Source organism: Agrobacterium sp. ES01 (assembly GCF_050320885.1).
Classification (GTDB): domain Bacteria; phylum Pseudomonadota; class Alphaproteobacteria; order Rhizobiales; family Rhizobiaceae; genus Allorhizobium.
In genome coordinates, this window is sequence record NZ_JBNQTH010000001.1 from 233329 (window position 1) to 251798 (window position 18470).

At 58.1% G+C, this 18470-nt stretch carries 19 protein-coding genes; 8 read left to right on the top strand and 11 right to left on the bottom strand.

What is annotated here, in order from left to right; all coding sequences use genetic code 11:
* Positions 1-24: 24 nt before the first annotated feature.
* From mltG to fabD, 5 genes are all read right to left on the bottom strand, one after another.
* Positions 25-1200, bottom strand: a complete 1176-nt coding sequence (mltG, locus tag ACQQ2Q_RS01195) for an endolytic transglycosylase MltG (protein WP_428185192.1) — start codon at positions 1198-1200, stop codon at positions 25-27.
* Positions 1201-1318: 118 nt separating this feature from the next.
* Entirely contained in the window at positions 1319-2581 is a 1263-nt protein-coding gene (gene fabF, locus ACQQ2Q_RS01200; protein ID WP_428185193.1) for a beta-ketoacyl-ACP synthase II, read from the bottom strand.
* 115 nt (positions 2582-2696) lie between these two features.
* Positions 2697-2933, bottom strand: a complete 237-nt coding sequence (locus tag ACQQ2Q_RS01205) for an acyl carrier protein (RefSeq protein WP_141147342.1) — start codon at positions 2931-2933, stop codon at positions 2697-2699.
* Positions 2934-3222: 289 nt separating this feature from the next.
* The gene (gene fabG, locus ACQQ2Q_RS01210) at positions 3223-3960 is read right to left on the bottom strand and encodes a 3-oxoacyl-[acyl-carrier-protein] reductase (RefSeq protein ID WP_428185194.1); all 738 of its coding nucleotides are present in this window, start codon (positions 3958-3960) and stop codon (positions 3223-3225) included.
* A gap of 28 nt (positions 3961-3988) precedes the next feature.
* Positions 3989-4933, bottom strand: coding sequence for an ACP S-malonyltransferase (fabD, locus tag ACQQ2Q_RS01215; protein WP_428185195.1), 945 nt, complete (start codon positions 4931-4933; stop codon positions 3989-3991).
* A gap of 290 nt (positions 4934-5223) precedes the next feature.
* Between fabD and ACQQ2Q_RS01220 the strand changes: the two genes are divergently transcribed.
* Together ACQQ2Q_RS01220 and ACQQ2Q_RS01225 are read left to right on the top strand one after the other, a co-directional pair.
* On the top strand, positions 5224-6267 hold the full coding sequence (locus ACQQ2Q_RS01220) for an aldo/keto reductase (RefSeq protein ID WP_428185196.1): 1044 nt from the start codon (positions 5224-5226) through the stop codon (positions 6265-6267).
* Between the two features lie 149 nt (positions 6268-6416).
* On the top strand, positions 6417-7343 hold the full coding sequence (locus ACQQ2Q_RS01225) for a calcium/sodium antiporter (RefSeq protein ID WP_428185197.1): 927 nt from the start codon (positions 6417-6419) through the stop codon (positions 7341-7343).
* Between the two features lie 33 nt (positions 7344-7376).
* Here the strand turns inward: ACQQ2Q_RS01225 and ACQQ2Q_RS01230 are convergent, their stop codons facing one another.
* Complete coding sequence (locus ACQQ2Q_RS01230; protein ID WP_428185198.1) at positions 7377-8198, bottom strand: LytTR family DNA-binding domain-containing protein; 822 nt, start codon at positions 8196-8198, stop codon at positions 7377-7379.
* Positions 8199-8278: 80 nt separating this feature from the next.
* On the opposite strand from ACQQ2Q_RS01230, the gene ACQQ2Q_RS01235 reads away from it, so the two are divergent.
* The 6 genes from ACQQ2Q_RS01235 (at position 8279) to ACQQ2Q_RS01260 (ending at position 13624) form a co-directional block, all read left to right on the top strand.
* Entirely contained in the window at positions 8279-8776 is a 498-nt protein-coding gene (locus ACQQ2Q_RS01235) for a DUF6622 family protein (protein WP_428185199.1), read from the top strand.
* 297 nt (positions 8777-9073) lie between these two features.
* Complete coding sequence (gene rpsF / locus ACQQ2Q_RS01240; protein WP_428185200.1) at positions 9074-9523, top strand: 30S ribosomal protein S6; 450 nt, start codon at positions 9074-9076, stop codon at positions 9521-9523.
* A gap of 12 nt (positions 9524-9535) precedes the next feature.
* Positions 9536-9772, top strand: a complete 237-nt coding sequence (rpsR, locus tag ACQQ2Q_RS01245; RefSeq protein WP_428185201.1) for a 30S ribosomal protein S18 — start codon at positions 9536-9538, stop codon at positions 9770-9772.
* A 157-nt stretch (positions 9773-9929) separates the two neighbouring features.
* Positions 9930-10892: a DUF2232 domain-containing protein gene (locus ACQQ2Q_RS01250; protein WP_428186456.1), complete on the top strand. Its 963-nt coding sequence runs from the start codon at positions 9930-9932 to the stop codon at positions 10890-10892.
* Positions 10893-10923: 31 nt separating this feature from the next.
* Positions 10924-11541 carry a 50S ribosomal protein L9 gene (gene rplI, locus ACQQ2Q_RS01255; protein ID WP_428185202.1) on the top strand — a complete coding sequence of 206 codons (618 nt, stop codon included), beginning with the start codon at positions 10924-10926 and terminating at the stop codon, positions 11539-11541.
* 586 nt (positions 11542-12127) lie between these two features.
* Entirely contained in the window at positions 12128-13624 is a 1497-nt protein-coding gene (locus tag ACQQ2Q_RS01260) for a replicative DNA helicase (protein WP_428185203.1), read from the top strand.
* A gap of 12 nt (positions 13625-13636) precedes the next feature.
* On the opposite strand, the gene ACQQ2Q_RS01265 is transcribed toward ACQQ2Q_RS01260, so the two are convergent.
* From ACQQ2Q_RS01265 to ACQQ2Q_RS01285, 5 genes are all read right to left on the bottom strand, one after another.
* On the bottom strand, positions 13637-14023 hold the full coding sequence (locus ACQQ2Q_RS01265) for a hypothetical protein (protein ID WP_428185204.1): 387 nt from the start codon (positions 14021-14023) through the stop codon (positions 13637-13639).
* Positions 14020-15726, bottom strand: coding sequence for a hypothetical protein (locus ACQQ2Q_RS01270; protein ID WP_428185205.1), 1707 nt, complete (start codon positions 15724-15726; stop codon positions 14020-14022). The genes ACQQ2Q_RS01265 and ACQQ2Q_RS01270 overlap by 4 nt, the downstream gene beginning before the upstream one ends.
* Positions 15727-15795: 69 nt before the next feature.
* Positions 15796-17295, bottom strand: a complete 1500-nt coding sequence (locus tag ACQQ2Q_RS01275; RefSeq protein WP_428185206.1) for a UbiA family prenyltransferase — start codon at positions 17293-17295, stop codon at positions 15796-15798.
* 118 nt (positions 17296-17413) lie between these two features.
* Positions 17414-17716, bottom strand: a complete 303-nt coding sequence (locus tag ACQQ2Q_RS01280) for an AzlD family protein (RefSeq protein WP_428185207.1) — start codon at positions 17714-17716, stop codon at positions 17414-17416.
* A gap of 1 nt (position 17717) precedes the next feature.
* The gene (locus tag ACQQ2Q_RS01285) at positions 17718-18416 is read right to left on the bottom strand and encodes an AzlC family ABC transporter permease (protein WP_428185208.1); all 699 of its coding nucleotides are present in this window, start codon (positions 18414-18416) and stop codon (positions 17718-17720) included.
* Between the last annotated feature and the right edge of the window lie 54 nt (positions 18417-18470).

Genomic DNA, 18470 nt, shown 5'->3' on the forward strand with positions numbered 1-18470 from the left:
CCCCTGCCCGGCAGTCTCAACTGCCTACTGATCCGCCGGTTGTACCACGTCGGGATCAACGCCGCGTTCAGCCTCGATCTTGCGCCAGCGGCGAACATTGGCGTTATGCTCGTCAAGCGTCGCAGCAAACATGTGACCACCCGTGCCGTCTGCCACGAAATACAGATCCTTGGTCTTCCACGGCTGGGCGACCGCTTCCAGTGCCGCCCGCCCCGGATTCGCGATCGGTCCCGGCGGGAGCCCCTTGATCACATAGGTATTGTAGGGCGTCTCTTTCTTCAGGTCGGACTGGTAGATCGGGCGATCGGACGGCTTTCCATCGCCACCAAACAGTCCATAGATGATGGTCGGATCGGACTGCAGGCGCATGCCCTTTTCCAGACGGTTGATGAAGACGGATGCCACATGGGCACGCTCATCGGCCTTGCCTGTTTCCTTCTCCACGATCGATGCGAGCGTGACGAACTCTTCGCGGGTTTTGATCGGCAGATCAGGATCACGCTTTTCCCAGATGTCGTCGACGAGCTTTTTCTGGCCAGCAATCATCTGGCCGACGATTTCCTTACGCTCGGTGCCACGCGAGAACCTGTAGGTTTCCGGGCGAAGGCTACCTTCGGACGGCAATTCTTCCGGCAGATCACCCTCGAGAATGGGGTCATCGGCCATTCGCGCGAAGATCTGCTTGACGGTCAAGCCTTCAGGCACGGAGAAGGAGTAGAGGATGGACTTGCCGGACTTCAGCAATTCCATGATCTCCTTCATCGACGCGCCTGCCTTGATCTCGTATTCGCCAGCCTTCAGCGTGTCGCCGTCATCGAGATAGGTGGTCGTTACGTAGCGGAACACGCGGGCGTCCGAGACCGCACCGTTTCGCTCCAGGGTATTGGCGATCTCGGCCAGACCCGCACCGTTTCGAACGACCAGATTGGCATTGGTCGCCAGCGGTCCCGGCTCCTGGTAGAGCGACATGATGTAATAAAAGCCGGCAACGGCTGCGATGCATAGCGCAACTGCAATCGTCATCAGGAAATTCAGGAAAATGACAAGCTGGCTGTGGGCCTTGCGCGACCGCTTGGGCGGCTGCGGCACGCGTTCCGGACGCAGCGCCTCATTCGGCGACTTCGGGATGATGGGACCTTTGCTGCCCTCCCCGTTACCACGCCCGCCGGCATTCGCGCTGTTCTGGCTGTTGTCGGTCACCTGTCGTCCTCTTCATTTCGGGGTCACTGTCTCTTGCCGTTCCATTGCGGCAAAATACAGGTTCTGGGGCATGATACGAAGCCGAGATTACCGGGAACCGTAGCCGACCGGCCAGGTGTCAGCCCTCGTATCTGCGCAGGATCAGCGACGCATTGGTGCCGCCAAATCCGAAGGAGTTGGAAAGCGCAATGTTGATCTCGCGCTTGCGTGCCTTATGGGGCACGAGGTCGATCTTCGTCTCGACGTCCGGATTGTCGAGATTGAGGGTCGGCGGCGCGATATTGTCACGAATTGCAAGCGCCGAGAAGATCGCTTCAACGGCACCGGCAGCCCCCAGAAGATGACCGATCGCCGACTTGGTCGAGGACATCGAGATCTTCGAGGCGGCATCGCCGACAAGGCGCTCGACGGCGCCAAGCTCGATCGTGTCGGCCATGGTCGAGGTGCCGTGCGCATTGATATAGTCAAGGTCGTCGGCAGTGACGCCGGCGCGCTTCATGGCCATTTTCATGCAGCGATAGGCACCGTCGCCATCTTCGGATGGTGCGGTAATGTGATAGGCGTCGCCCGACAGGCCGTAGCCGACGACTTCCGCAATAATATTGGCACCGCGTGCCTTGGCGTGTTCCAGTTCTTCGAGAACCACGATGCCGGCCCCTTCACCCATGACGAAGCCGTCACGGTCGCGGTCATAGGGACGCGAGGCCTTGGTCGGGTCGTCATTGCGATCGGTCGACAGCGCCTTGCAGGCGGCAAAACCTGCGAGCGAAATGCGGCTGACGGGAGATTCGGCACCGCCGGCCACCATCACATCGGCATCGCCCAGCATGATCAGACGGCTTGCGTCGCCAATGGCGTGGGCGCCAGTGGAGCAGGCTGTAACGACGGAATGATTGGGGCCGCGCAGCTTGTGGCGGATCGAAACCTGGCCGGAGGCAAGGTTGATCAGGCGACCGGGAATAAAGAAGGGCGATATGCGGCGCGGTCCCTTGTCGCGCAGCGTGTAGCCGGCGTCGACAATGCCCTCGATGCCGCCGATGCCGGAACCGATCATAACACCTGTGGCGATCTGGTCCTCGTCGCTCTTCGGATGCCAACCGGCATCATTCAGCGCCATATCGGCAGCAGCCATCGCATAAATGATGAAAGAATCGACCTTGCGCTGCTCTTTGGGTTCCATCCAGTCATCGGCATTGAAGGTTCCGTCGGAACCATCGCCAAATGGAAGGCGGCAGGCAATCTTGGCAGGCAGGTCGTCGACTTCAAACTCGGTGACACGACGGGCAGCGTTTTGGCCTTCCAAAAGCCGCTTCCACGTGATTTCCGTCCCGCAACCCAATGGAGATACCATTCCGGTACCCGTGATAACGACACGTCTCATCGCCGATCGTCCACCCCGTATTTTTCTACAAATGCCATCTAGAAACAGTGAGGCCCGCTTGAGGCGGGCCTAGCGGGAGCGGACATGACTGTCCGCTCCGTCATTGACAGACCAATTAGGCCTGGGCCTTTTCGATGAACTTGATGGCGTCGCCAACAGTCAGGATCGAGTCTGCGGCATCATCCGGAATTTCAACGCCGAATTCTTCTTCGAATGCCATGACGAGTTCGACCGTGTCGAGGGAGTCGGCACCCAGGTCATCAATGAAGCTGGCGCCTTCGACGACCTTGTCGGCGTCAACGCCGAGATGGTCCACAACAATTTTCTTTACGCGTTCTGCGATATCGCTCATGTCGGTTTCCTCGACCTTTATCTTTAACAAGGGTGCCGTGATGGACCCTTACCCTGCTTTAAAACCGATGAGGCGATCAAATTTCGCGTTCATCGGCAAACCCGTTCAGTCCCGCCCAATTCAGGGACAGCCTGTATACTATGTGGCTCCCGCCTGTAAATTCGGGACGACTGTTCACAGTCACGGCCCGCTTAACATGCTTTCCTGTCAGCGCAAAGCCCGAAAATCATGCCTCACAACACCCTCAACATACAATTGCGTCCAGAGTTCCAGTGCGAGCCAAGCTGTTTTAGATCATGGCCATTCCGCCGTTCACATGCAAGGTCTGGCCTGTCATGTAGCTGGCTTCGTTGGACGCAAGATAGGTAACAGCCGAGGCAACTTCGGCACCTTTACCCATGCGCTTCATCGGGATTGCACCCATGATGCCGTCTTTTTGCTTGTCGTTCAGCTTTTCGGTCATCGCACTTTCGATGAAGCCTGGAGCGACACAGTTGACGGTTACGTTACGGGTGGCGATTTCCATCGCGAGCGACTTGGAAAAACCGATCATGCCGGCCTTGGAGGCGCAATAATTGGCCTGTCCCGGATTGCCGGTCACACCAACGACGGAGGTGATGTTGATGATGCGGCCAAAGCGACGGCGCATCATCGGATGGGTGAGTTCGCGGGTCAGACGGAAGACCGCGGTGAGATTGACTTCGAGAACGGCATCCCAGTCATCATCGGACATGCGCACAAACAGGCCGTCCTTGGTGATGCCGGCATTGTTGACGAGGATGTCGACACCTTCGAGATCGGCCTCGGCCTTCTCGCCCAGCGCCTTGACTTCGGCGCGGTCGGACAGGTTGGCCGGGAAGATCTTCACGCGATCACCGAGTTCGGAGGCAAGTGCCTCAAGCTTTTCAACGCGTGTTCCATGCAGGCCGACAATCGCGCCCTGGGCATGAAGCTGGCGGGCGATCTCTTCGCCGATACCGCCGGATGCGCCGGTGACGAGGGCCTTGCGGCCGGTCAAATCAAACATTGTGGATATCCTTGTTTCTTGTAAGCCTTCAGCCGATCAGAGCGGCCAAAGCAGCATCAATATCGGCGGGCGTGCTGACGGTGACGCCAGTCACAGTCTTGTCGATACGACGGGCAATTCCCGTCAGAACCTTTCCGGAGCCTATCTCGTAAAGTGTTGTAACGCCATTGGCTGCGAACCACTCAACCGTCTCGCGCCAGCGGACCTGACCCGTTACCTGCTCGACCAGAAGATCTGCGATCAGTGCAGCATCGGAGACGGGAGCGGCGCGAACATTGGCAATCACCGGCACCACCGGACTATGCTTTTCGACCGTGCCCAGCGCGTCGCGCATGGCGTCTGCAGCCGGGCCCATCAGCGCCGAGTGGAAAGGTGCGGAGACGGGCAGCATGATGGCGCGCTTGGCACCCTTCTCGGATGCCAAAGCTGCAGCCTTTTCCACGGCCAACTTGGAACCCGAGATCACCAGCTGGCCGCCGCCATTGTCGTTGGCAATCTGACAGGCGCCTGACGCTGCCGCCTCGGCACAGATAGCCTCGACGTCGCCATGTTCCAGACCGATGATGGCCGCCATGGCACCCTCGCCGACAGGTACTGCTGCCTGCATGGCATTGCCACGAATGCGCAAAAGACGGGCGGTATCGGCAATGGAAAATGTGCCCGCCGCGCAGAGTGCGGAATATTCGCCGAGCGAATGGCCGGCCACAAATGACACTTTGTCCTTCAGCACGAAGCCGCGGGCTTCCATCACACGGATGACGGCCATGGAGACCGCCATCAATGCGGGCTGCGCGTTGGCGGTCAAGGTCAGCTTGTCTTCCGGTCCGTCAAACATGACGGCGGAGAGCTTTTCCCCCAGTGCATCGTCGACTTCATCGAATACCGCGCGCGCTTCCGGATAGGCGTCTGCGAGGTCCCGGCCCATACCGACAGCCTGGCTGCCTTGGCCGGGAAAGGTGAATGCCACAGTCATCGGGCTCAATCCTTCCCTGTCATTTTGACCCTCCAATTCACATTCTGCGCGCGGGAGTCAAGTGAGACGTCCTTTGCGTCCCCTGCTTGTGGCGTTCTTCTCAGCCCCGATGCGCAGTTGAACGGAGGCTTGCCTGCCCCATGCCGGAGAGACACAGAACAGGCCGCGGCTGGCGGTTGAAATCAATAAAACATGCGCTGCTCGCTTGCACCCGCCGCGTAAAACCCTAAATTCGCCCGGAACCTTCCAAACCCTGATCTGCACTCGCATAGACCCGGACGAATTTCATCATGAAATATAATAAACTTGGCCGCACCGATATCTCGGCTTCGGAAATCTGCCTTGGCACCATGACCTGGGGTAGCCAGAACAACGAGGCTGACGCTTTCGAACAGATGGATTACGCGCTCGATCAAGGCGTGAACTTCTTCGACACTGCCGAGCTTTACCCCACGACCCCGCTGTCGCCGGAGACCTACGGAAAGACCGAAGAGATTATCGGCAACTGGCTTCAGAAGAACGGCAACCGCGACAAGGTGGTGCTGGCTTCAAAAGTTGCAGGCCCAGGACGCCCCTATATCCGCAATGGTGGCCCGATCACCGTCGAGGGCATTCGTGAAGCGCTGGACGCCAGCCTTCGTCGCTTGAAGACGGATTATCTCGATCTCTACCAGATCCACTGGCCCAATCGCGGTCACTATCACTTCCGCCGATCCTGGACCTACGCCCCTTGGGAGCAGGACCGCCAGAAAGCGTCCGACGACATCCTGATGATCCTCGAAACGCTCAACGATGCGGTCAAGGCCGGCAAGGTCAGGGCGCTCGGTCTGTCGAACGAAACGACCTGGGGCGTACAGAAATATCTGACGACATCCGAGCAGAAGGGCCTGCCGCGCATTGCCACCGTGCAAAACGAATACAGCCTGCTCTACCGCACCTACGATCTGGATCTGGCCGAGCTTTCACATCATGAAGATGTCGGACTGTTGTCCTATTCGCCGCTTGCCGCCGGCATGTTGAGCGGCAAATACCTAAATGGCGAGGTACCCGCCGGTTCGCGCGGATCGATCAACTCCGATCTCGGCGGTCGCCTACAGCCATTGCAGGAAGCTCCTGTGCGGGCCTATGTGGACCTCGCCAGGGAGCATGGGCTCGATCCATCGGCCATGGCTTTGGCCTTCTGCCTCACACGCCCCTTCATGGCCTCCGTCATTATCGGTGCCACGACCATGGAACAGCTCAAGACCAATATCGGCGCTGCGGATCTCACCTTGAGTGCCGAAATGATGAACGGAATTGCCCGCATTCACCGGCAATATCCCGCTCCGATCTGAACGGCGCTCACACGTCCGGCATTGTTTTTCCGTCCAGCCCCGGAAAAGTGCCGCGTCACCTTGGAATGCGCGTCCCGCATTCCCATGTCATCTGAAGTTGCGGCCCGAAAGGGCCGCCTTCTTTATGCGCTAGAGACAAAGAGAGACGAATGGATTTCCTATTGATCGCCGCAGGGCTTGTTGCACTTTATTTCGGTGCCGAATGGCTTTTGCGTGGGGCGGTCTCATTATCGGGAAAGCTCAATATCCCGACGCTCGTCGTGTCTCTGGTGATCGTTGGTTTCGGGACATCCCTGCCTGAGCTTTTGGTCTCGCTCAGCGCCGCCTTCAGTGGCGCATCCGATATCTCGATCGGCAATGTGGTCGGCTCCAATATTGCCAATATCATGCTGATCATCGGCGTCAGCGCGATCATATATCCGATCAGCAACTGGAACAGCTCGGTGAAGCGCGATGCGCTGGTCATGCTGGCATCGAGCTTTGTCGTGCTTGGCCTCGTGCAATTTTCCTATATCGGCCGCATTGCCGGCATCATCATGCTGCTCATGCTGGCCGCGTATCTGGGCTACACCTATGTCAAAGAGAGCGGAAAGCCGGATCTGGATACTCCCGAAGAGGCCAAGGGAGAGATGCTCTCCTGGCCTTTCACATCGGCGCTGATTGCCCTTGGTCTCGTCATCCTTTTCGGTGGCGCCGAGCTTCTCATTCGCGGAGCAACCTCGCTTGCCCGTGAATTCGGCATTCCTGAGGCCGTGATCGGGTTGACCGTCGTTGCCGTGGGCACCAGCCTGCCGGAACTGGCGACCGCCATCAGCGCTTCGCTGAAGCGCCACTCCGACATCATGATCGGCAATGTGGTGGGCTCCAACATCTTCAACCTCCTGTGCATCCTCGGCATCACCGCACTGGTCCTGCCGATCCCCGTGGCAAGCCGCTTTTCGACCTTTGACGTTCCGGTGATGGTGGGTGTGACCGCGGTTTTCGCCGGTATGCTTTTCTTCGGGCGGAAAATCGGCCGGGGCGCCGGCGTCATCATGCTCGCCCTTTATGCCGGCTACACATTCGCGCTGTTGTGATCGAGCGAACTTTGTCGGCCCTCGCTTGAGCGTTTACGGCAAAAGCCCCGCAGAGCGCACATCGGCCAGATAGGAGCGACTGACCGGCAAACGCTCTGCGACCTCAGTTTCGATCTCCACGCGTCCGCTACCGCGATGCACGGCGCGGATCCCATCGAGCGCAACCCAGTGAGAGCGGTGGATCTGCAGACCCTTGTTACCATCCACCTCCGCAATTGCATCGCGAAGGCGCATCAGCAGCATTGCCTTGCCGCGAACGGTCGTCACCTCGACATAGTGATCCGCGACCGACATGGAAATGATCCGCCCGCGCTTGTCGAAGGGCAAGCGCTCGACAAGACGCGGCACGCCATTTTCGCGCGCATCATCGCCACTGTCACCGGAACCGGACACAGCTGCGGTATCATGCATCAAGACGATGGCCGCCGAAATGACCACGGCTACCGGCAGACTGTAGCCCAGGAGTTGAAGCAGCCGTTCGGTGGACAGACCGCTCCAGCCAAATACAACGGCGTCGACCAAGGCCACGACGACTGAAACGGCAATGCCGGCGGCAACGCCGATCGGCACAAAGCGCATTGTTGGCGTCCAGCCCTTCTCGCCAAGTAGCTGCTGGACCCAGGTGCCGACGAGATTACCGACGGCGAAGGTCGATGTGATCATCACCGCCCAATAAAGATAGCGCTCTACAAATCCGAGTGAGGCGAATGTGCCGAACGGCCCCGACAACCCGATCAGAAATATGGCAGCAATCAACAAGACGTATGTGCGGGGAGAAGAATAATCCTTGCGCATTTCACGAAGCGTGGACCGCACAGTGCGACCAATCACGCATTTATTCGACCGTTCACGCATGCCGACTTGCTACCGTCACGACCGATGCGCTGATTGCCCCAACAGCCACTCTCACCACCGTCCGAAAAGGGGTTTTCACCATGCATACGTTCCTTGTCGTTCTTCAAAATACACCAGGCTGGGCCTGGCTCATTCTCGCCTATCTCGTTTATTCAGGAGTTAAACGGACACGACCCCACGTCAAGTCGCCCGTCCAGATCATCCTGCCCTCAGCCATATTCCTTGCATTGATATTCGCCAAACTGGCGCAGGAGCATTTTGCCGAACCTGCCCTTGCAGGCATAGCCGCCGGTGCCATACTGGCTGTTATCTTCGTGTCGTCGATCAGGCCGGCGCGGGATACGTATCGACAGGCAGACGGTCGCCTTGTGCTTGCCGGCGAATATCACAGTCTCGCTTTGATGATGACGCTGTTTTGCGTCAACTATGCCAATGCCGTTGGATCTGCCATGGCTCCGCTCGCCACAGGCAGTGCAGTCGCAGTGTTCGGCTATTCTCTGGTCAACGGCTTTTGCACCTTTTATATGGCTTCGCGTTCGCTGGCGCATATGCGCGCCACATCCGGCGCTGCGGTGTGAATTGCAACGCAAAGGGCGGTCATCCGGGCTTTTGCTCCACCGCCCCTTGCCTTCCTTCCAGAAATCCGTATAAGCGCGCTGTTCACATATACCCGGTCATTTGGCTGGTGGCTGAACGGAGGGCTGGTTTTCATCATCGAAAGCCGCAGGAACCACAGGGTTCCGGTCTCCCGTGTCTCCGCTCTCGACCGTCTCGAACAACGCTTTTCTTGCCTACGGATTTATCCGAACAGGACCAGTCGTTGAGGCTTAGCGCCGGATCCGGGTATTGATAACCGCAAGAAAGGCAAGTCTACAATGGCTCTTTACGAACATGTATTCCTTGCCCGGCAGGATATGTCGTCTCAGCAGGTTGATGCCCTCGTCGAACAGTACAAGGGTGTTCTCGAAGCTAATGGCGGCAAAGTCGGGCGCGTAGAAAACTGGGGCCTCAAGTCCCTGACCTACCGCATCAACAAGAACCGCAAGGCTCACTACGCTCTCATGGACATCGAGGCTCCTGGTGCCGCGATCCATGAAATGGAGCGTCAGATGCGCATCAACGAAGACGTTCTTCGTTACATGACCGTCGCAGTGGAAGCCCACGAAGAAGGCCCGTCGGCCATGATGCAGAAGCGCGATCGCGATGATCGTCCGCGTCGCGATGGTGACCGTCCTGACCGTGGCCCGCGCCGTGATGGCGATCGCCCAGACCGTGGCCCACGCGAAGGTGGCTTTGAACGCCGCCCACGCGAAGATCGTGCTTAAGGAGTATTGACCATGGCTGATATGGCTCGTCGTCCGTTCCACCGTCGTCGCAAGACCTGCCCCTTCTCCGGCGCAAACGCTCCGAAGATCGACTACAAGGACGTTCGTCTTCTGCAGCGCTACATTTCCGAGCGCGGCAAGATCGTACCGTCCCGCATCACGGCTGTTTCCCAGAAGAAGCAGCGCGAACTGGCCAAGGCCATCAAGCGCGCCCGCTTCCTCGGCCTGTTGCCTTACGTTGTATCGTAAGTGATACCGAGACCCGCTGATTGATTTCAGCGGGTCTCATCTCCCTTTCGCGTTGGGCGCGGATCGGACCAGAACGACCGCCTGTTTTCAGGCACAAAACCCATGTTGGGGATATCTCCCCTAACTGCTTGAAGGCAGGACAGCGACTGTGAAGACCATGAACGGAAAATTGCTGCTGACCGGCATGCTTGCTGGTATTACCGCCGTCCTGCTTGTGCTGGGCGCGAGCGCGCAACCGCCCCTGTCTTCCATTCTTTACGCCGCATCCGCCCTGCCCGTCCTGATCGTCGGTCTCGGCTGGGGGAATATGGCCGCCGTCACGGCAATCGTGACTGCGGCTGCAGTCGGCGCTGTTACCGTCTCTCCCATGTTTGCGCTGGCCATGGCCATCTTCACCCTGCTTCCGGCTGGCTGGATCAGCCATCTGGCCAATCTGGCACGGCCTGCAAGCGAACTGGGCGGTCCGGACGATCTGATGGCCTGGTATCCGCTGTCTGACATCCTTTTGCACCTGTGCGGCATCGTGAGCCTTGCAGTGATCGCGCTCGGGGTCATGATCGGTTATAGCCCCGAGCTGGTGTCGCAGATGGTCGATATGATCATCACGTCGACGACCACGGCAGATCCGTCGCTGTCCATGGATGCCGGCCAGATCATGCAGGTCGAGGGCATGATGCTGATGGCGCTGCCGATCGTCCAGGCCGGCATGTGGGTGATGATGCTGACGGCGGCCTTTTACATTGCCTCGCGTATTGTTGCGGCATCCGGCCATGCCTTGCGTCCGCGCGAAGACATTCCGTCAGCCATGCGCATGAACCGCAATGCGCTCTTCATCTTTCTAGCAGGCATTGTTGCCTGTTTCGTCGGCGGCACGGCAGCGCTGATCGGTGCGACCATCTGTGGCGCGTTTGGCGCCGGCTTTGTCATGGCCGGCTTTGCCTCGATGCATGCCCGGACACGCGGCAAGGACTGGCGCACGCCCGTTCTGATCATCGCATATCTGTCGCTGCTGATGTTTTTTCCGCTCTTCCTGTTTCTCGTCATCGGACTTGCCGACACCGGCCGTACGGTCGCTCTGACGCCAAACGGCAAGTCTGGAAAAGATCAACCGAAACCCTGATCAAATTGAACACAACCGAAAGGAAACCAAAATGGACGTGATCCTGCTTGAACGCATTGCCAAGCTTGGCCAGATGGGCGAAACCGTGAAGGTTCGCGATGGCTATGCTCGTAACTTCCTGCTGCCTCTGGGCAAGGCCCTTCGTGCCAACGCTGCCAACAAGGCCCGCTTCGAGAGCGAACGCGCGCAGCTTGAAGCCCGCAACCTTGAGCGCAAGTCGGAAGCCCAGAAGGTTGCCGACGTTCTTGACGGCAAGTCTTTCATCGTTGTCCGCGCCGCTGGCGAAACCGGTCAGCTTTACGGCTCCGTTGCTGCTCGCGACGTTGTCGAGATCCTGTCTGCAGAAGGCTTCGAAATCGGCCGCAACCAGGTCGAAATGCAGCATCCGATCAAGACCATCGGCCTGCACAAGGTTACCATCCACCTGCATGCCGAAGTCGAAATCAAGGTTGAACTGAACATCGCCCGTTCGGCTGATGAAGCAGAGCGCCAGTCCAAGGGTGAAGACCTCACTTCGGCTGATGCCATCTACGGCGTCGACGAAGACGCCCTGCGTCCGGAAGACTTCTTCAACCCGGACCGCGACGAAGACGAAGATGATGTTGCAGACGCACCTGCAGCATCTGAAGAAGACGAAGACGACAAGTAAGACCGATCGATTGGCTCAGCGTTTTATCCGAGGTGATCGGATGGTGCGCTGAGCATCGGCTGGCCAAACAAGGCGCGATTTAGCGCCCACATGCCTTCGTTGAAATTTCTGAAAACAAGAAAGCCCGGTTCATGCGAGCCGGGCTTTCTCTTTGCCTGTGCCGCACCGCTACCGCGAACGGCAGCGTTTGGGACGCGGAGGGGGATTTCACAGGCTAACCGTTTTTGGGACATTGGTGCGACGGATTGTGGCAGCAGGCTGCGCGCTTTCCGTCAGTCTGCATATAATTACCACAAGTCATATGTATATACCATAACGTTTATAGCAAATATTTTGTCTTTGCACTTTTTCCAATTTTTGCGCAACTCAGATTCCCTTGCGCAGCGCAAGGCGAATCACGCTAAATTGGTCGATATTGGACGGTCATCGGCAAGACGCTGTGGATTACTTTGGACAACAGGAAAAACGCCAATGGCATCAAAGTGGCATCTGATTAGGTTCGGCTTTGATGTTGACTCCTGAGGGCTGCGACGCCAAACCGTGACCATCATAACAACGCCTCAAACACGAGTTGATGAACGCCGCCATGAGCGATGCCCTTCGGAAAATTGTGCCCGCAAAGCAAGAGGAACCTCACTATCGTGAGGCACCCAACAATATCGAGGCGGAGCAGGCCCTTCTCGGTGCTATCCTCGTCAATAACGACGCCTATTACCGTGTTTCGGACTTTCTGAAGCCGGAACATCTCTACGAGCCGCTACACCGCAAGATCTTCGAGGTTGCCTCAGAGATCATCCGTATGGGCAAGACGGCCAATCCTGTCACGATCAAGACATTCCTGCCAACGGACGCAAAGATCGGCGACATGACCATCGCGCAGTATATGGCGCGTCTGGCATCGATGGCGGTGACCATCATCAATGCCGAGGATTATGGGCGCGCCATCTACGACCTGGCCCTGCGGCGCTCGCTGATCCAGATCGGTGAGGATGTCGTCAATATCGCGTATGACGCGCCGCTCGACATGCCGCCGCAGGCGCAGATCGAAGACACCGAACGCCGGCTGTTCTCGCTTGCCGAAACCGGACGGTATGACGGTGGCTTCCAGGCCTTTAACGACGCTGTTGCCCTTGCCGTGGACATGGCAGGCGAAGCCTATAACCGAGACGGCCAACTGTCCGGCATTTCCAGTGGCATCATGTCGCTCGATAACAAGATGGGCGGGCTGCAACGTTCCGACTTGATCATTCTTGCCGGACGTCCGGGTATGGGTAAGACCTCGCTTGCGACCAATATCGCCTGGAACATCGCGGCCTCCTACGAGCCGGAAATTCAGCCGGATGGTTCGTTAAAGGCCAAGAACGGCGGCGTGGTCGGTTTCTATTCGCTCGAAATGTCGTCGGAACAGTTGGCAACCCGTATCATGTCGGAGCAGACCGAAGTGTCGTCTTCGAAGATCCGCCGCGGTGACATCACCGAGCAGGATTTCGAAAAACTGGTCGGCTTCTCGCAGACCATGCAGAAGGTTCCGCTGTTCATTGACCAGACCGGTGGTATTTCCATTGCACAGCTTTCCGCGCGTGCACGTCGTCTGAAGCGTCAGCGTGGGCTCGATTGCCTGGTGGTCGACTACGTCCAGCTGATGACCGGCAGCGGCAAGTCGAGTGAAAACCGCGTGCAGGAAATCACCGCGATCACCACCGGCCTGAAAGCACTCGGCAAGGAACTGAATGTTCCGATCATTGCGCTTTCGCAGCTGTCGCGCGGTGTCGAAAGCCGAGAAGACAAGCGTCCGCAGCTCTCCGACCTTCGTGAATCCGGTTCGATCGAGCAGGACGCCGACGTGGTTCTGTTCGTGTTCCGTGAGGAATATTACGTCAAGAACATGGAGCCGCGCGATCCCTCAGATCCCAAATATGAAGAATGGGAAATGCTGATGGACAAGGTGAAGGGCACGGCAGACGTGATCATCGCCAAGCAGCGTCACGGACCGACCGGCACGGTGAAGCTTGCCTTCCAGGCGGAATTCACCCGCTTTGCAGACCTGGCAGATCCAAGCTTTACGCCCTACGAAGAAACCTAGGTTTCAGCGGGCCTACGTCCCCACCTGCCCCCGACCGAGTGCCATGACCAGGATGCCGGCAACGATCAGCATGACGCCGAAGGCAGAGCTGATACTGATACTCTCCCGGAGCACGACGATGGCGGTGATCGTCGTGAGCACGATGCCGAGAGACACGAAGGGATAGGCGAAGGAAACCGGGATCTTCGACAGCACGAACAGCCAGAGGACAGCGCCGAAACCGTAACAGGCAAGACCTGCGATCACATAGGGCGACTTGGCGACTGCCATCAGGATCGCCGCAAGCGAGGCGTTTCCCGACATCGCCTCGACGATCAGCGGACGGGTCATGCCGTAGCGCAGGATGACCTGGGAGAAGGCACTCAGGCACACGCTGATCAGGATCAGAAGATAGTTCATGGAAGATTGCCCCCGGAGCGCGACGCATAGCCGGTCGCCATACTGGTTCGGTAGATGCAGATCGGGCCTTCGCGGTGAGCCGGTTCCTGCGTGACGGTTCGATCGCACGGCATTGCCAGATAGTCGATCTCCGCCAGCTGCGCGAATTGCAGGCGTTGCTGCGGTGTGGTGAGGCGCGTGAACGCCATCATACGGCTCTGCCAGAGCGGGTAATAGGACGGCGACCACATCACCGCGGCGCCAAATTTTCCCGCGAACCATATTCCCCGCATTGAGGTCTCTTCAAATCCGACCTCTGGAGATTCTTCGGCAACAGGAAACAAAAGGAATGTGGCCTGAGCAGGCGTCCCATGCCGCGCCCACGTCCCCACGGCGCCCCACGCCTCGACAGCTTGCCTATCGTCATTCGATATGCGGATCGCCTTGTAAGCTCTGACAGGCACCGCCAGAATGCAAAGCGCCAAAAACCCCCAGGCGACCTTGTGCAGAAACCGGTCCGTTCGCCCCTTGGGCCTGGATTCCCGCCTTTCAGCGATGTGAACATAGCCCAGAACCAAAACCGCCAGGGGCGATAGCTGGATCGGCGCGATCAGAATACCGGCCAGCATCAACGCATAGCGTTTTCGAAATGTATTTTGCGGGAAAAGAAGCCAATGGGAGACAACCAGCGCCAAGCTGAGCGGCGCGAGGATCGCCACCATCACAGCACCACGGATCAGATGCAGGTTGAGGACAAGGCGCGCATCGGTAACCTCAGGCACAAGCGCGCCAATGCCAATGACTGCCACAGCCCCGAGTGCCACCATCTGAAATTCCATGGATTTCCGGCCATGGAACCTGACCGACAGGAACAGGATCAGCAACAATCCCAGCAGCTTTATCAATTCGCGCGCTGGCACAGAGTTCAAAAAGAAATGCGGCGGATAGAAATCCCAGAGGAATTCCGGATAGGAAAAATCAAGGGGTGCGGCCAGTTCGGGATTATTGACGATGTTCAAAAGGGGCGGAAGCAGGAAGATCAGGCCGACGGCGCTGCCGACAAGGCCATCGCGTAGCAGTTTGCTCACGGAAAGCGTACCGGCCGACAACTGGTAGACTGCCAGCAGCAGCAATGGCGCGATCATCCATACCGCCATGAAGGCGTTGAGAAAGAAGGTCGCGCATGTGAGCACTGCTGCCTGGCCATATTGCCGCCTCAACGCAAAGGAGAGACCGAAGATCATCGTGGCGTTGGCCAGTTCCGAATGGCTGAAATTGCTGAGCATCAACCCGCCGCCGCCCACGGTCAGCCCAACCGTCATCGACGAGACCGCGAAGAGCAGGACGAACAGGTTCAATTGGCGGCGGTTGCGATAGCCGAGACTTCCGGCGAAATGCAGCCCTGCGGCCAAAAAAGCGAGATGCGTGACCCCAAGCCATACAGTTAGAAAAACCCTCGGGGCGATGTAGTGGCCGACGCCTGAGAACAAAAGCCAAAAGCCGGACGAGAAGTTTCGCAGTGACTGGATGAAGGCATCATCCTGAAACTGCGGCAAGTTCCAGCTCTCCAGCATGATCGGCAGGTGATAGATATTGTTGTTGAATATCGGTGCATAGCCGGAAAACAGGAAGGTCAACAGCGTCGCCGGCAGGATGGCGATCCAGGGCGAAACGTCAAACAGGCCAAGGCTTCCGCGTTTCGGCGCTTCACTCACAGAGGTCATGACGCTTTCCTCGCTTGCGAAATCCTGCACGATAGACAGCGGTCCGGGTTCATCATTCGTCCCCGCCGCTCAATGAGCCACCAGCACAAGCGCGATGGCAATCAGCCCGACGGCCCAGCTGCGGTCGTCTTTGAGAGCAAAGGCTATGGGATCCTCATCGACATAACGGCGATGGGCCAGCATGACGATGCGCGCAATCCAGTACAGGAATAGCGGGCACAAACCCCACAGAATATGTGGATGGCTATAGGCACGGGCAACGTCGTTCGATGAAACGTAAAGCGCCAGAACCATGACGGAGTTCATGCCGGCCGATGCCGCAAGCGCAGCAATAATCGGCAGATCGGCGATCTTGTAATTGCGACTGGACGGATCATCCAACCCCTTGTCGAGTCGGGTCGAGAGCTCGACATAGCGTTTGACCAGCGCAAGCGCCGTGAAGATGAGCAAAGAGAACGCGAAGAGCCATTCGGAGATCACGACATCAATCGCTGCCGCTCCGGCAAAGACCCGCAGCGTGTAAAGCAAAGACAAGACGACGACATCGATAAACATCCGCTTCTTCAGGGTGAAGGAATAGAGGTTGGTCGCGACGTAATAGACGGCAAGCGCCAGCAAGAATGCGGGCGAAACAAAAAAGGCGATCAAGAAGGACAGAACGGTCAAAATGGGTGCAAGTGCGATCGCAACCGTAATCGGCAGTCGACCGGAAGCGATGGGTCTGTTCTTCTTGGTCGGATGTCCTCGATCCGACTGAATGTCGAGGAGATCGTTGAGAAGATAGGCTCCGGACGCACACAGCGAAAAGGCTGCGAACGCCATCAAGGCATGCGTGATCGCAAAGAGATTGAACTGATGCGCCGTCAGCAACGGCACAAAGACCAGCCCGTTCTTGGCATATTGGTGTGGCCTCAAACCCTTGATCAGCGCCTTGAAGTCGAAGCGTCTTTCCTCGACAACCACGTGATCTGCGTGCGCGCGGGTCAATCGTTTCGACGATGATACCGCCAGATCGACGCTATAGGCGCGGCGCGCATGCTTCCAGATTTCATGGTCGCTGTCGTGATTGCCGATATAGTCGAAGCCACCCTCGCCGAACTGAGCGACCAGCAACTCAGCCTTGCGCGCGCCCTTCAGATTGACACTGTCATCGGAGGCAAAGACGCCGTCGAACAGACCGAGTGCCTCAGCGATACCTTCGCCATGACTTTGATGACTGGCTGTGGCCAAATAGGTTTTGCGCCCCTCTTTTCGGGCCTCCTCGACAACCGCCAAAACCTTTTCATTATAGGGAAGCTGCGCGTAGTCGATGCGCGAAGTTGTGGCCAGTTTCGCCTTCAAGCCTTCACGGCTGAAGTCGCGCACCAAGCCCGCATCGAAAAGACGCTTGGGGTCGCGCGACAAGGTGTCAAAAAAGCTCTCATAGAGCAGGTCCGTCCTGACAAGCGTTCCATCGAGATCGACGATCAGCGGTGTCTTGTCGCTGGCGAAAGCCTCATGCACAGGCTGCGACGAGCAATCGACTTCGGCTCGCGCGTCGTCACTCTGTTTTTCTTGCCGTATCGTCACCCTCTTCGCCCCCATTGCGATACCGGGCTTGCACCTGTTTCGTGCAACCGTTCGGCATTGTTACCATCTGGGCGTTTATCATCACAGAAGAACTACCAAATGTGCTTAATGCCGGTTGTCACAGCCCCAGCCGGCGCAGCACCGCTACGCTGGTTATGCCGAGACAAAGGGCTGCCAGAAACGGCAGGCGTTTCGCCGCAAGGGCCGTGACCGCACAGGCCAATGTCTCTGCCCAACCGGTGGCGAGGGCCGTTGGGGTAACGACTGCGGCCAAGACTGCCGGCGGGATGGCATCGAGCACGCGCCTGCGCTCGTCGGACATGAACATCATGCGATGCAGAAATAGTCCGCTGAGGCGCGTTGCGATAGTGGCGGCAGCCATTGCGAGGATGGCGATGAGGGTGACCGGATCGATCGTCATCTTACGTCTCAACCGCGCGTCTGGGCGACACAGCCGAGGCCAGCATGCCACCCACGGCGCCGGCAGCGATATACCAGACGCCGGGGATGAAATACTGGACGATCAAGGCGCAGCCGGCGCTGGCCAGGAGCACCCGCCCTGTATCCCTGCCCTTCCAGAACCCCATAATGAGAATGATGAAGACCGCCGGAAAGGCAAAATCCAGCCCAAGCACCGCCGCATCTCCGATCCCGCTTCCAAGCATTGCCCCGAGCAGGGCTGACAGGACCCAGGCTGAGTAGAACGGCATCACGGCACCCGCAAACCATGAAAACGTAAGCCTTGTCTGGCGCCCGTGAAATTCGGCGACAGCCCAGATCTCATCGGCCAGAAACAACAGACTTGTTGCCTTTTGCCATTTGCTGAACCTCTCCAGTTTCGGAATAATGGAGAACCCCATCAGAACGTGGCGCAAGTTGACGAGCAGAGCTGCAAAACCGACAGAGACCCAACTGGCGGGGTGAGACCAGATATCCATGGCCACGAACTGCGATCCTCCGGCAAAGACCAGTGCGCTCATCAGCGTGGCTTCGGCCGGCGACAGGCCTTTGGTTGCAGCGACGGCCCCAAAGACCGCGCCGACGGGAACAACTGCGATCATCAGGGGCAGGATGCGGCGCGCACCCTTTAGAAATTCGTCAATCTTGGAACACTGGTGCATGAACACGTCCTGTTGGCATCGGGTCTCTGCCAATAGACGTGCGACATCCGTCGG